At 65.3% G+C, this 13,516-nt stretch carries 16 protein-coding genes; 8 read left to right on the forward strand and 8 right to left on the reverse strand.

The window, feature by feature from the left end; genetic code table 11:
- Window positions 1-145: 145 nt before the first annotated feature.
- Together ACH438_RS32185 and ACH438_RS32190 are read right to left on the reverse strand one after the other, a co-directional pair.
- A complete protein-coding gene (locus tag ACH438_RS32185; protein WP_397012127.1) occupies window positions 146-355 on the reverse strand; it encodes a DUF397 domain-containing protein in 210 nt (69 codons plus the stop codon).
- Window positions 345-1,364: a helix-turn-helix domain-containing protein gene (locus ACH438_RS32190; RefSeq protein WP_397012073.1), complete on the reverse strand. Its 1,020-nt coding sequence runs from the start codon at window positions 1,362-1,364 to the stop codon at window positions 345-347. Before ACH438_RS32190 ends, ACH438_RS32185 begins: the two co-directional genes overlap by 11 nt.
- A 39-nt stretch (window positions 1,365-1,403) precedes the next feature.
- Between ACH438_RS32190 and ACH438_RS32195 the strand changes: the two genes are divergently transcribed.
- The gene (locus ACH438_RS32195) at window positions 1,404-1,652 is read left to right on the forward strand and encodes a hypothetical protein (protein WP_397012075.1); all 249 of its coding nucleotides are present in this window, start codon (window positions 1,404-1,406) and stop codon (window positions 1,650-1,652) included.
- Window positions 1,653-1,696: 44 nt separating this feature from the next.
- The gene (locus ACH438_RS32200; RefSeq protein WP_397012077.1) at window positions 1,697-1,894 is read left to right on the forward strand and encodes a hypothetical protein; all 198 of its coding nucleotides are present in this window, start codon (window positions 1,697-1,699) and stop codon (window positions 1,892-1,894) included.
- A 75-nt stretch (window positions 1,895-1,969) separates the two neighbouring features.
- Here the strand turns inward: ACH438_RS32200 and ACH438_RS32205 are convergent, their stop codons facing one another.
- The 4 genes from ACH438_RS32205 to ACH438_RS32220 are packed head-to-tail and all read right to left on the reverse strand — an operon-like array spanning window position 1,970 to window position 4,728.
- Window positions 1,970-2,251, reverse strand: a complete 282-nt coding sequence (locus ACH438_RS32205) for a hypothetical protein (RefSeq protein WP_397012079.1) — start codon at window positions 2,249-2,251, stop codon at window positions 1,970-1,972.
- A gap of 43 nt (window positions 2,252-2,294) precedes the next feature.
- Window positions 2,295-3,479, reverse strand: a complete 1,185-nt coding sequence (locus ACH438_RS32210) for an acyl-CoA dehydrogenase family protein (protein WP_397012081.1) — start codon at window positions 3,477-3,479, stop codon at window positions 2,295-2,297.
- Window positions 3,476-4,312 carry an alpha/beta fold hydrolase gene (locus ACH438_RS32215; RefSeq protein ID WP_397012083.1) on the reverse strand — a complete coding sequence of 279 codons (837 nt, stop codon included), beginning with the start codon at window positions 4,310-4,312 and terminating at the stop codon, window positions 3,476-3,478. The genes ACH438_RS32210 and ACH438_RS32215 overlap by 4 nt, the downstream gene beginning before the upstream one ends.
- On the reverse strand, window positions 4,309-4,728 hold the full coding sequence (locus tag ACH438_RS32220) for a MaoC family dehydratase (RefSeq protein WP_397012129.1): 420 nt from the start codon (window positions 4,726-4,728) through the stop codon (window positions 4,309-4,311). The genes ACH438_RS32215 and ACH438_RS32220 overlap by 4 nt, the downstream gene beginning before the upstream one ends.
- 154 nt (window positions 4,729-4,882) lie before the next feature.
- On the opposite strand from ACH438_RS32220, the gene ACH438_RS32225 reads away from it, so the two are divergent.
- Complete coding sequence (locus tag ACH438_RS32225; RefSeq protein WP_397012085.1) at window positions 4,883-5,353, forward strand: nuclear transport factor 2 family protein; 471 nt, start codon at window positions 4,883-4,885, stop codon at window positions 5,351-5,353.
- A 353-nt stretch (window positions 5,354-5,706) separates the two neighbouring features.
- On the forward strand, window positions 5,707-6,627 hold the full coding sequence (locus tag ACH438_RS32230; RefSeq protein WP_397012087.1) for a LysR family transcriptional regulator: 921 nt from the start codon (window positions 5,707-5,709) through the stop codon (window positions 6,625-6,627).
- 35 nt (window positions 6,628-6,662) lie between these two features.
- On the opposite strand, the gene ACH438_RS32235 is transcribed toward ACH438_RS32230, so the two are convergent.
- The gene (locus ACH438_RS32235) at window positions 6,663-7,466 is read right to left on the reverse strand and encodes a helix-turn-helix domain-containing protein (protein WP_397012089.1); all 804 of its coding nucleotides are present in this window, start codon (window positions 7,464-7,466) and stop codon (window positions 6,663-6,665) included.
- Window positions 7,467-8,574: 1,108 nt separating this feature from the next.
- Between ACH438_RS32235 and ACH438_RS32240 the strand changes: the two genes are divergently transcribed.
- Window positions 8,575-9,318, forward strand: coding sequence for a MerR family transcriptional regulator (locus ACH438_RS32240; protein ID WP_397012091.1), 744 nt, complete (start codon window positions 8,575-8,577; stop codon window positions 9,316-9,318).
- 44 nt (window positions 9,319-9,362) lie between these two features.
- Complete coding sequence (locus ACH438_RS32245) at window positions 9,363-9,869, forward strand: pyridoxamine 5'-phosphate oxidase family protein (RefSeq protein ID WP_397012093.1); 507 nt, start codon at window positions 9,363-9,365, stop codon at window positions 9,867-9,869.
- Here the strand turns inward: ACH438_RS32245 and ACH438_RS32250 are convergent.
- Window positions 9,856-10,986 (reverse strand): serine hydrolase domain-containing protein, encoded by a 1,131-nt coding sequence (locus ACH438_RS32250; protein ID WP_397012095.1) that lies wholly within the window; start codon window positions 10,984-10,986, stop codon window positions 9,856-9,858. The genes ACH438_RS32245 and ACH438_RS32250 overlap by 14 nt on opposite strands.
- A gap of 197 nt (window positions 10,987-11,183) precedes the next feature.
- Between ACH438_RS32250 and ACH438_RS32255 the strand changes: the two genes are divergently transcribed.
- Together ACH438_RS32255 and ACH438_RS32260 are read left to right on the forward strand one after the other, a co-directional pair.
- The gene (locus ACH438_RS32255) at window positions 11,184-12,434 is read left to right on the forward strand and encodes an NAD(P)/FAD-dependent oxidoreductase (RefSeq protein WP_397012097.1); all 1,251 of its coding nucleotides are present in this window, start codon (window positions 11,184-11,186) and stop codon (window positions 12,432-12,434) included.
- Complete coding sequence (locus ACH438_RS32260; RefSeq protein WP_397012099.1) at window positions 12,425-13,234, forward strand: SDR family NAD(P)-dependent oxidoreductase; 810 nt, start codon at window positions 12,425-12,427, stop codon at window positions 13,232-13,234. Before ACH438_RS32255 ends, ACH438_RS32260 begins: the two co-directional genes overlap by 10 nt.
- Window positions 13,235-13,516 lie beyond the last annotated feature (282 nt).

Here is a 13,516-nt window from a genome sequence, read left to right on the forward strand (position 1 = left end):
TGGCGCGCAGCCGGGATATCGTCGATCCTGTTGCGAGGCTGCGTACTTGGTCGGCGTCAGGTAGTCCAGCGCTGAGCGGCCGTGCCGCAGGCTATGTTTGGGCTTGAACGTGACGGCTGGGCGCCCGCATGTCGGCTTAATGAAATCAGCTGGGGCGGTTGAACTCTCCAGCGCTGACGCTACTCGTAAAGGTGTCCCACTGGCCCGGCGTGAAGATCAGAGCTGGGCCGGTGGGGTTCTTCGAGTCGCGGACGCCGACCACGCCACGTTCGAGGAAGGCGACCTCTACGCAGTCCTGTCCGCCTGAGCTGTGGCTGGACTTGAACCACTTGGCCCGGCTCAGATCAACGGTCACGGTCATGCTCCCTTGCTATTTCGCGGATCAGGTCCTTGCTTGGGTGGGCGTCCAGGGTGGCGTGCTGAACCTTGCTGAACGCCTCACGGTACATCCGAACCTCGGTCGGGCGCTCAAAGTACATTGCGCCAGCGAAACTTTCGGCGAATACCACGGTCGGCTCCGTCAGCTTTCCACGGGCGTCCTTCCCGAATTGAAAGATGATGAAGGGCGGCAGCGGCATACCCAGCGGGAATCCCACGCGGAACGGCAACAGGCGTACCTCGACGTTCTCCCGGGTGCCGAGGTTCGCAATGTGTCGCAACTGGGCCGCCATCACGCGACGGCTACCGACGACCGTCCGTAGGGCAGCTTCGTGCAGGACTATGAGGGCTTCGGCGGGGTGGCGTTGACGCAAGATCACATTCTGGCGTTGTGTGCGCAACTCTATGCGGCGATCAAGCTCCGATTCGGTGTCCGCAGAGAAGTAGGTTCGGTCGAGCGCTCGGGCGTAGTCGGCGGTTTGCAACAGTCCGGGGACGATCAACGGCTGAAAGATGGTCATTGCCTTTGCGCTCGCCTCCAGTCCGACAAAAAGGTTGGAGTGCGCCGGAATCAGGTCGGCGTAGGCGTGCCACCATGACTTGGCGGGCGTCTGCTCGGCCAGCGCCTTCGCAGCGGCTCTCTGCTCGTCGTCGAGTCCGTAGACGTCGCACAGTCCCAAAACATCGCGGACTCTTACTTTTTCGGTTAGCCCGCGTTCCAGCCGACTGAGAGTGGACTTGTTCCACTCCATCAGCGTGGCTGCCTGTTCTACGGTCAGCCCGCCTCGATCTCGGGCCTCCCGTAGAAACCTGCCGAGCTGCCTGCGGGGCAGGGTGCTACCCGTCTCCGCGGGCTCGTCCTCATCGGTCACGCCGCTCGCCTCCGTTGCAAGTTGCGCTCGAGTGTTGTTGCGGAATGCACCATCATAAATCGTGTTGCACAACGCGACCTGGCGTTTCTTCCAACTTTCCCCAAGTCGCTGCACCGGCGGACCCCGGCAACGAGCGGCACGCATCCTCGGTGCATGACACTCACTACCCGGCTCGATCAAGCACAGGTTGCGGTGCTGGCGTCCCTCGCTCCCGGCGGGATTCTCGGTGTGGAGTCCATTGCGCAGTCGGCGCAGCTGACGATGTGGCGTACGCGTAGCGCGGTATTGAAGCTGTCCTCGCGCGGGCTGATCGTGGGGCGGCGACGAGGCGGGCGGGGGATATGGGAGATCACCGATCGTGGGCGGCGGACTCTCTCGACGCGTGGCCGGTACTACCAGTAGTCGAAACGAAAGATGCTGTATACGAGTGAGATTGGAGATTTCGAATGTCTGTGCTGATCCAGCTCGTGGTCGTCGTGTTCTGCGGCATCGGCGTCGTGGCTGCCGTGGGGTGGGGCGTCTGTGATGATCGCTCGGAGGCGCGGCGTATGCCGGGCGGGCTTGCGTTCACCGCTGAAGGCCGGTCGTTCCGCCGGGTGCCGGTGGCGAACTGTCATCGTCTGCACGGACGGCATCGCGCCTGATCGCCATCGCGCGGTGGGGTGGAAACATTGAGCCCCCAGCCCTTGTGGGGCTGCGGGCTCATTGTCGCAACGGATTCAGCCGGCGGCTGGGATGTTCAGGTTCGGAACTCGGCGTAGTAGGAGTTCGATCTGTCGGCTGACGGCGGCTAGCTCGGTGTCGATCGAGCGCTGGCCAGGGTCTCCCATGCCGTGCTGCTGTCGCCGCCGCATGAGGGTCTGCGCGTATTGCTGTAGTTCGTTCAGAAACTGCTTCGCCTGGGCGCGTCCAGGGTCTTCGTACATGAACTCTCGCATCGACAGGGGCACGCCATGGGTGGCGGTATGCCCGGATTGGGAGAGTATGTCACGGATTGTCAATGCTGCTGTCCCCCTCCGTTCATACTCTCCTCGCTTTGCCTGGTCAGACGAAGGCGCCCAGGCCGGTGATGGCGCGGCCGACTATGAGGGTGTTCATTTCGCGGGTGCCTTCGTAGGAGTAGATGGCTTCGGCGTCGGCTACGAAGCGGCCTACGTTGTGTTCGAGGAGGATTCCGTTGCCGCCCATGAGTTCTCGGGCCCAGCCGACGGTTTCGCGCATGCGGACGGTGCACCAGGCTTTGGCGAGGGAGGAGTGGCGGTCTTCGGCTCGGCCCTGGTCCTGGAGTTGGGAGAGGCGGGCGCAGAGGGCCCAGGAGGAGGTGATGTTGCCGAGCATGCGGACCAGGAGGTCTTGGACCAGCTGGAAGCCGGCGATGGGGCGGCCGAATTGTTCGCGTTGCAGGGCGTATTGGAGGGCGTTCTCATAGGCGCCGCGGGCGCAGCCGACTGCCATCCAGGCGACGCCGGCGCGGGTCATGCGCAGGACGGCGGCGGTGTCGCGGAAGGAGTTGGCCTGTTGGAGGCGATCGGATTCGGGGACTCGGACATTGTCGAGGGTGATGGTGGCGTTCTGGACCACGCGCAGGGCGATCTTGTCTTCGAGCTTCTCGGTGCTGAAACCGGGGGTGTTGTTGGCTACGACGAAACCTTTGACCTGGCCGTCGACTTCGTCTTTGGCCCAGATGATGGTGAGATCGCCGAAGGTGGCGTTGCCGATCCATTTCTTGCTGCCATTGAGGATCCAGGTGTCGCCGTCGCGGCGGGCGGTGGTGCGCAGGCCACCGGAAGCGCCGGAGCCGACTTCGGGTTCGGTCAGGCCGAAGGCGCCGATCTGCTCCAGGCGCGCCATGCCCGGGAGGAACCGTTCGCGCTGGGCGTCGTCGCCGCACAGGTAGATCGAGCCCATGGACAGTCCGCCGTGCACACCGGCGAAGGTGGCGACGGACGGGTCGGTGCGGGCCAATTCCATGGCGACCATGCCGTCGAGCAGGAAAGATCTTCCCGGGCAACCGAATCCGCGATACGGCAGGCCCGCGATGCCGAGTTGGCGGACGCCGGGCACGATCTCGAAGGGGAAGCTGCCGCGCTGCCAGTGCTTGTTGATGATCGGCTCCACCTCCGATTTCATGAATTCGCGCACCCGGTGCAGGATCTTGAGCTCGCCGTCGTCGAGCAGATCCTCGAGGGCGTAGAAGTCGGCGCTGTCGATGGCGGCGGAAGGGCTCATGGCTGTTCGTTTCTCTCGGTGCGGAAGGCTTCGATCACCGGCGCCAGCTCCCGGGCATTGGTGATCAGATCGACGTGGCCGCCCGCATGCAGGTGCACGGTCGCGTGCGGCAGCAGACGGCCCATGATGCGGGCATTGGCGACCGGAATGATCGGGTCGTCGGTGCCGGCCAGGATCAGCGTGCGCTGGCGGATGAGCGGCAGCGCGAACAGACTCGTCCACACCGAACCGGCCAGCAGTTGATGCAGATAGCCGATGCGCGACCCGGCCATCAGCTGCCGGTCGAACAGCTGCTCGACAATGGCGGCATCGTGGCGGACGGTGCCGCCGTAGAGTTCACCGGCGATGCCGGCGGCATAGCGGTGGTCCAGGAATCGGCGCGGGGTCAGCATTTTCAGCAAGGCCCGCGGATGCCCGGACACCATGAGGACCCCGGTGCCGGTGGAGACCAGGATCAGCCGCCGGCACCGCAGCGGATATTGGAAGGCGAACCGCTGAGCCAGCGCACCACCCCAGGACAGGCCGAGCACATCGACCTGCCCGCGGATGCCCAGCTTGCGCAGCACCCCTCGCAATACCGCCGCGAGATACGGAAACCCGTACGGCAACGGCGAAATCGGCGAACCACCGCTGCCGGGCACGTCGAACCGCACCACCGTGGTCTCCGGATTCAGTGCGGGAAGCAGCGGATCGAACACCTCCAACGCGGCGCCGATCCCGTTGCACAGCACCAGCGGCACGCCGGTACCCCACCGCACCACGACCCGGATCTGTTGTCCCAGTACGGGTATCAGCCGCTGCTCGACAGCGTCGGCGGGCAACGGGGCGCTCACGGGTAGAGCACCACGACGTCGGCGACACAGGCCGGCCGCGTGCCGCCGTCGATCTCGTAGGTGAGCCCGAACATCGCCTCCACGCCGGAGGTCTTCTGCTGCGCCGCATTCAGCGTCACCACCGCCCGGATCTTCGACCCCACCGGCACCGGCGCCGGGAAACGCACCTTGTTCAGGCCGTAGTTCAATGCCGCGGTGAGCTCACGGATCTCGAGTACATCGGAGATGATGACCGGCGCGAGCGAGAGCGTGAGATACCCGTGCGCGATGGTGCCGCGGAAGGGCCCGTGCGCGGCGCGCTGCGGATCGGTGTGAATCCACTGGTGATCACCGGTCGCCTCGGCAAAGTCTTCCCGCTGCCCGCGGGCGCCGAGATGATCGTGATCCGCTGCCGCACGGCTCGGTCCAGCGCCGATACCAGCTCGCGGCGCTCGATCGGCCCGCTTCGGCCCGGTCCGGATATCCCGGTCATGTACGCCCCTCCTAACCCGATCGTTCAGTTCTGCCGCATCGCGGGTTACTTTTGACTATCCGTCACACAGTGCTCGATCAGGCACGAAAGGGACACCGATGAGCTCCCGTTCGACGATCTCGCCCGCCGAAGCCGCCGATCACCTCGCGATTCGCGAATTGATCAATGCCTACGCCCACTGCGCCGACCGCAGGGATGCCAAGGGGCAACTCGCGCTCTTCACCCCCGACACGCACTTCGTGGTGTACATGGACGCCACCTCCTCGGTGCCCACCCAGGATCTGCACGGCCGCGAGGCCCTCGTGCCGGTCTTCGACAACCTCAACACCTACGCCACCACCACCCACTTCAACGGTCAGAGCACCATCGCCCTCGACGGTGACGGACGCGGCACCGGGGAAAGCTACTGCCTGGCCCATCACCTGTCCTTCGACGACGCCGGGCAGCGCACGCTCATGATCGCCTCGATCCGCTACATCGACGAATTCGTCAAGCTCGACGGTGAATGGTTCTTCGCCGAACGCCGGCTCATGGTCGACTGGACCGAAACCCGTTCCAGCACACCGTAACAAGGGGTGACCCCGGCGTCCGGAGGCGCCGCCACGGTAGTTCACCGGAATCAGGTGACGACCGCTCACCTGCTCGCCTGCGACCCTCGAAGTCGCTGCGAGCCGGCAGCCTCCGTCTGAAAGAAGATCGACAATGGACAACGAGCAGATCACGCTCGACCTCACGACCGACCAACACGGCGAACGCCACCCCCGTCCTCGGCAGTACTGCTCATCGAGTTAACGCCACCGAGGAGTGGGGGAGAGCCGTTTCGGTTCAGATGCGCTGCAATTCGGACGGTGACCACGGCACGATGGTAGCTCCGTGCCATGTCACCAACGAGAGTTGGTCAGGTGTGGTATGCGTAAATGTCATGTCCTTCGGTGGTGTGTCGCTGACTGCGTTGCGCGTATTTCGGGAAGTCGCCGATCGCGGCACTCTGACTGCGGCCGCGACCGCGCTGGGCTATACCCAGTCGGCGGTGTCCCGCCAGATCGCGGCGTTGGAAAAGGCCGCGGGTATGCCGTTGCTGCAGCGGCGCCATGACGGTGTGCGGCTCACCCCGGCGGGTCAGATGGTGGCTCGCCGCGCCGCGAGTGTGATCGATCAAATCGATGCCACCGCAAGGGAATTAGCGGGCATACCCGAAGAATGCGCCACCGTCCGCCTGGGCTGGTTCGCGAGCGCCGGCGCTTCCCTGCTGCCGCATGCCCTTTCCGACCTGCGTCGCACCCACCCGGGTATCACCGTCCTCACCCGCGAGGGCAGCACGCCCGCCCTGGTCCGCGCCCTGCGAGCCGGAACGATCGACCTGGCCTTGCTCTCCTCCGTGCCGCCCTATCGCCCGCCCGACACCGAATCCCCTGCACTTCAGCTGCACATCTTGACCGAACGCACTCTCCTGGTGGCTGTCCCCGCCGAGCACCCGCTGGCTCGCGGTGACTACATCGATGTGGCCGATCTGCACGGTCAACGCTGGATTGCCGGCTCGACCGGTGACACCACCATGGGTGTCTGGCCCGGCATCGACGAACGCCCCGAAATCGCTCACACCGCCCGCGATTGGCTGGCCAAACTCCAGCTGGTGGCCGCCGGTTTCGGCATCACCACCATCCCCGCCCTCATGGTTCCGTCTCTCCCGCCCGCCGTCCGGGCGCTGCCCGTCCGGGGTGGGGCGACCGAATCTCGGCGCATGCTCGTGGCCCACCTCCCGGGCCCGTTGCCCGCCCCGGCCGCTCGTCTGGCCGAAGCCCTCCGCACCGCGGCAGTGCACCCTGACGTGTCAATCTCCTGAACCCGCAACCCGTTTCGGCTCACCGGCGGGCAGCATCACACTGCCCGGAGCGGCGCCAAGCCGCGCCGGAGCTTGTCCGGAGTGGTGCCGGTCCATCCGCGAAACGCTCGATAGAACGAATTGGGTTCACTGAAGCCGAGGAGAAACGAGATCTCGGCGACCGGCAATTCGGTGTTCTCGAGGTAATGCCGGGCCAGATCGTGCCGGGTGGTGTCGAGGATCTCCTGGTAGCTGGTGGCCTCCGCCTCGATCCGGCGCTGCAGTGTTCGCTTGCTGAGCATCAGCTTTCGAGCGATCGTGTCCATCGAAGTCGATCCGCTCGGCAAGGCCTCCAACAGCGCGGCGCGCACTCGTTCCGCGGTCGTCGCCGACGCCTCGAGATCGGCGAGACGGCGGCGCAACTCAGGTTCGAACACGGCCCAGAGCGATTCGTTCGCAGTGAGAAACGGCAAGGCGGCATCGGCGCCGGCGAATACGATCCGATGAGCGGGACCATGCCGAAGCGGACTGCCGAGGTATTCCTCATACGGCCCCAACACTTCCGGCAGTGTCGTGGTGGTGACCTCGATCGGATGCACCGGCTCCCTGGTGCCCAGGCGGATGAGCCGCACGAAGAAGAGCAACTCCGTGAGCACCAGGGAGGTCGGCGGTGGCGGCGTGCCGTCGAGCCACGACAACTCGACCACAAGGTCCGAGCCCACATTCGACAATCCGAGCCGCATCGGCGCGATCAACTTCTTGTATTGCCCGATCCGCTGAGCGGCAACGCAGAAATCCGGGCTGCACAATGCCGCGAACAAAGGCGGAGAAAAGGATTCGGCACGGAACACCTCACACAACCGGACGGGTGAGTGAGTGGCCGTACATCCCGATCCGGGTCAGGTCCAGTGCGGAGGCCAGCCCGGCGGGCAGGCCGGAAGCTGGCGGCCGGTGAATACAACAGCACCGGCAGTGAGGTGGCGGTGGCGTTGACCTGTGCATCTACGTGTGCGCGGGCGGGTAGCGCCGTGCTCGAAATGCCGGGCAGCACACGATCGGACACTGGGCGGGTCTCGGCGTGAGTGGCCGGGTAGTGGATCGTGACGACGAGCTCACGAGATGTGTTCGGCGCCCACGGGTCTGGGCGGTTCGTATCGACCAGGTGGAGTGTCGTGACACCGACCTGCATGATCGGTGGAGCCGGATTCGGTTCCGCTGCTGCTGTTCCGATCTGGCAGGCCGCCAGCAGCAATACGGCAATGACTCCAATCGCCCTGCCTCTGAGCGTGAATGACGGCGCACGCCTCATCGATAGGCGACTCGAGATCGAACCCCCATGTTCAAGAACGGCTGAAATGCCGTGATCGGCCCACATTAACCCACCTCGAAGACGTTCTGCGCATTGACCTTCCGAGCTGCCGCACCGTCTCGGTTGGCATTCAAGAGGTCGAGACCTCGTGCAGTATCGAGGTCGCGCCGATTCGGGCGGTATGTAGCGCGGGGCAGCGGCGCGTGGGCGGGCGCTGTGGCCGCATTTCCGCCGAGGCGTCAGATTACATCGAAAACCTTACGGGTGTTACCTCTTGCGAGAGGTAAGGCTACATACGTAGCCTTACGTGTGTTATCTCAAGTGATCGAATCCCCGCTGTGAGGACTACGCCCATGACCGACATCCACCTGTCCGGCATGCCGAAGCCGCAGCTCACCTGTGGTGTCGTCGGAGATCGCCGCGGGCGGACCACCATGCTCGGAATTGTCCTGACCGCCGCGATCGCCGGCCCACGCCAACGCCGCGAGCCCGGCCCTGAGGAAACACCCTGCCCATCAACGTATTCCGGTCGGCCCGCCGGCGTGGGAACACCTGCCGCAGCTCGGACACCGAGTTGACAATGCCGTCGCGGCACGGTGTGGGCTGTTCTGGATGCGGTGCGGTCGCGCCGCCGGATCCGTTCCGAAGGAGAGACGGTTGTGGCTTGGAGTACACGTCAGCTGGCGAGACTCGCCGGTACCACGGTGCGGGCGGTGCGGTACTACCACGAGGTCGGCGTGCTGGCCGAGCCCGAGCGGGGGAGCAATGGGTACAAGCGTTACGGCGTGACCCATTTGGTGCGGGTGTTACGGATCAAACGTCTTGCCGAGCTGGGTTTCTCGCTGGGGCAGATCATCGAGATGGGTGATATGACCGACCATCCCGAACAAGCGCTGCGCACCCTGGACGGTGAATTGGCCGCGGCCATCGAACGGCTGCAACGGATTCGCGCCGAAGTGTCCCTCACGCTGAACCGGGCCACACCCACCGATCTGCCGCCCCGGCTCGCGACGGCGGCGGTCGAGGTGGATCTGTCCGACGCCGACCGCGCGCTCGGGGTCGTGCTGAGTCGCGTGGTCGGCCCGGCGCTGCTCGACGCCTACGCCGACCTGCTGGAAACCTATTTCACACACCACGCGGTCGAGGAATTCGGCGAGTTGACCGCCGATGCCGACGAATGGACCCGCCACGAACTGGCGCAGCGTCTGGCGCGGCTGGTCCGGGAGATGCGCGAGAGCAATTCGGATCTGACGGACTTCACCCTCGGAGCACCGTACGGCGCGCACGTCGCCACGGAAACGATCGGCCTGGCCTTGACCGAGCTGTACAACCCCGCTCAGCTCGATGTACTCGGTCGCATCGCCGACCTGCTGGCCGCGGATTCCGGCGCCGGGCACAGTTGACCGGCGTCGAGAATCAATACCCGATCAATTCGAGGAGGTGCCGCATGGCGGCGACATTCGACACAATCGAACACGATTTCTTCCGGTTCGCGCACGAGATCGTCTGGTGCACAATCACGTCGGTGGACAGCAACGGCCGTCCGCGCTCCCGGATCCTGCATCCGCTGTGGGAGATGGACGATCACCGGCCGGTCGGTTGGATCGTGACCGGTAAAACGCCCGTGAAGGTCCGCCATCTGGCCGCCAATCCCGTTGTGGCCTTCTCCTATTGGAGCCCGGCCCAGCATGTCGTACAAGGCGAGGCAGTCGCGACCTGGGTGGAGGATGCCGCGGTGAAACACCGCGTATGGGATCTGTTCATGACCGCTCCACCGCCGCTCGGGTACGACCTGCGGCAATTCGCGACCGGTCCGGACAGCCCGCGATTCTCGGTGCTGCGGCTGGACCCGGAACGTATCCAGGTGTTCGACGGCGCCGATTTCCCTGCCAACTTCACCCCGCGAGTCGCCGTGCTCGGACAGCCTCGACGTACTGACTCTACGGGCGCATGATCTCGTCCACGAGATCGGCGATGAGGTCGTCGATGTCCGGAGCCGACTCTGCGGGAACCTGATTCAGGATGATCGTCACCGCGCGGTCGTGGGTGGCGGTGTCCGCGGTGTAGAAGCCGGGGATGCTCCCGCCATGGCCCCAGGTTTCGACTCCGGATGCGGTGATACTGCGGAACAGCCCTAATCCGACCTGGTCCGCCAGGGGTGGGTGGTCGCCGGTGGCGATGGTGCGCTGCATTTCGGCCAGTTGTGCCGGCGGTACGACCGCGCCCGACAGCAGTGCCATGAAGAACCGGTTCAGGTCATGGCCGGTCGAGAGCATCGCGCCGTCGGGCAGGCCGCCGTTGGGGTCGATGTCGGTGATATCGGTACGGGCGCCGTTCTTTTCGAGGTAGGCGTGTGGGTGGGGACCGCGGATGACGCTCTCGTCGGGGTAGCGCGGCCAGTAGGTGTCGCGCAGGCCCAGCGGGCTCAGGATCCGGCGGGTCACCTCGATATCGACGGGTGTGCCGGTGACCCGTTCGATCAGTTGGCCGGCGAGCAGGTAGTTGGTGTTGGAGTAGTCGAATCGGGTACCAGGGGCGAACAGTGCAGGCTGATCCAGTCCGAGCCGGATCAGGTCGTCGATCGAGTGGTGGCTGGTGAGGGTTTCGACGGAGTCGAGGTCCATGCTGTTGAGATAGTCCGGAATGCCGCTGCTGTGCTGCAAGAGGTTTCGGACCGTCACCCGATCGCCGTCGCCGCCGGGGCCGGTGACGACGCCGGGGAGATACCGGGCCACCGGGGCATCGAGTTCGATGCGGTGTTCGGCGGTCAGCTGCAGCACGACCGATGCGACGAAAGTCTTGGTATTGCTTGCGATCCGCGCCTGAGCGGTCTCGGGGAAAGCGGCTCTGCTAGCGATATCGGCGACACCGCTGGTGAACCGGAGATCATGAGCATCGCGGGTGAGCACCAATTGCGCTCCGGGAACCTCGGCCTCGCGCACCAACCTATCCAGCAGTGTTTGCAATCGCGCGGAGGATTCCGATGCGTTGGTCGCGCGGTCTGCGCACCCGCTGATTCCGGGGGACGCCGCCAGCATGAGCACCGTCGCCGCGGTGAAGGGCCACTTCAATTATCCCAACCTCCAACGGATTACGAATTCCGAACACCAGTGTCGGGCCTGCCGCCGCGGCACGGTCAAGCCCCAGGTGACAGCGTGCCGAACTCGCAGACCCGGATGTGACATGGCTCATGCAGAGCCGGAACTTGACTCGGCCGCGGCGGCACAGCCGAGGGTGACGTTCGAATACACGAAGGAGTTGATTTCTTATGTACGACGTCATCGTGGTCGGTGCGCGCTGTGCTGGTTCGCCATTGGCCATGTTGCTCGCCCGCCGCGGGTATCGGGTATTGGTGGTCGACCGGAAAGCATTTCCGAGCGATACGATCTCCACGCACTACATCGTTCAAGCAGGCCTGGCCCGGATGCGCGACTGGGGCCTGCTCGACAAACTGGTGTCCACGGGCGTGCCCGCGGTACGTCGGCAGAATTTCTCCTCGGCGCTGCGCGGATTCGCCGAGATCGACGGCATCACCGAGACTTTCGCTCCGCGCCGGACCGTGCTCGACGCGCTGCTGATCGACGCCGCGCGTGCCGCCGGCGCCGAGGTGATCGAGAGGTTCGCCGTCAGCGACCTGATCCGGCAGGACGGGCGGGTCGCGGGCGTCCGCGGCAAATTCGTGGACGGCGCCGAGCAGGAATTCCGTGCGTCCTTCGTCGTCGGCGCGGACGGCCGCAACTCCACCGTCGGCAATCTGGTGGACGCCGAATACCATCGAGTGGTGTCGGCCTCCGGCTTCTTCGCCTACAACTACTACGACGGACTGGACTGGGAATTCCAGCACCGGACCGGAAACGATCAGCAGTGGTTCGGCGCCTGGCCCACCAACGACAATCAGCACCTGGTCACCGTGATGCGCCGCATCGACCGGTTCACGGAATTCCGCGCCGACGTGGAAGGCAACTTCCATCAAGTGATCGATCAGATCCTGCCTGCGTACGGTGAGCAACTGCGCGATGCCGGCAGACGTGCCGAACGATTCCGCGTCATGCGGTATCCGGACAACTATTACCGCCGCTCCGCCGGCCCCGGCTGGGCACTGGTCGGCGACGCCGGCTACCACAAGGATCCGTTCACCGGATGGGGTATCTCCGACGCACTGGTCTACGCCGAACTGCTCGCGGACAAGCTGCATGCGGGCCTGTCCGGCGAACAACCCATCGATGAGGCAGTGCGCGAATACGAGCGCCACCGCGACGAGCGCACCGCCTCGACCTTCGATTTCACCTGCACGATCTCCGAGCTGAACGTCCCTCGGCTCTACCGGGCCGCATACCGCGCCGCCGGCGGCAGCGAGCTGGGATTGACGCAATTCTTCAACCTGGTCGGCGGCGGCCTCGACGCCGACCGATTCTTTGCCCGCGACAACCTGCAGGCCCTCTACCACGCGGCGGGCACGCCCGCCGGCGAGCGCCTGTTTCCGGCCGACGACACCATGGCGTACTCACGATGTCTTTGACGGCGCCGAGGTTTTCGGCTGATCGTTTCGGCCCGTGGGCGGTGGTCACCGGGGCCTCGTCGGGCATCGGACGCGAGTTCGCCCGGCAGCTCGCCGCGAACGGACTGCATGTCGTGCTGGCCGCGCGCCGGACCGACATGCTCGCCACCTTGGCCGAAGAACTCCATCGAGACTACGAAATCCAGTGTCGGGTCGTTGCTCTCGACCTCACCGATCCGGCAGCGCCCGACCGGCTGGCCGAAGCCACCTCCGACCTCGATGTCGGGTTGCTGGTGTCCAATGCCGGCGACCTGGCTCCCGGACGCTTCCTGGACCGGGATTCGCGCGCCGCGGTGGAATCGTTGCACCTCAACGCATTCAGCCACCTCGTCCTCACCCATCGGTTCGGGGAAAGGATGGCGCGGCGCGGGAAAGGCGGTGTGGTGCTGCTCGGTTCCCCCGGCGCCGAGCACGGGATGCCCTGGCTTGCCGCACATACGGCGGCCAAGGCATACGTGAACACCCTCGGCCGTGGCTTACACGACGAGCTCGCCGCTCGGGGCATCACCCTCACGGTCCTGGCACCAGGAGCCGTCGCCACCGAACTGCAGCGCAGGCGCGCGCTGCCCGAGACCGGGGCCATGCCCGTATCCGACTGTGTCGCACAGGCTCTGCGCGGGTTGGCGTCCGGGCGTGCCGAAGTGATTCCCGGTCTCATGCCACGCGTGATGCGCCGCCTACCGGCTCGGCTCACCCGGCGATTGCTAGGACAAGTCATGAGGAAGGCCGCCGATCGGGCGGCCGCCGACGGGCGCGCCTGACGGCGAATGGTGGCCTGGCCGAAATGTTCCATCTGGTTGGCGTGCTCGTTCAAGTGCGCGGCCGGTTTTCGGTTCAGTGTGATATCCGAGTGCGGCGGGGCGGCCACGACGGTGCGTTCCCCCGCTACGGATAGTCATGGGTCTATCGAGAGAGATTGCAGAATGGACAATCATCCTTCCGATACGGTGTCGCCTGCCAGGGTGATGGGACCACCGTTTTGCCAAGAGCATGGGACCGGGTTGCATCCGGTCGCGGGGCCGTGTCGATCGTGACCGATGACC

It is taken from the genome of Nocardia sp. NPDC020380 (genome assembly GCF_044386975.1).
In the GTDB taxonomy this organism is placed as follows: Bacteria; Actinomycetota; Actinomycetes; order Mycobacteriales; family Mycobacteriaceae; genus Nocardia.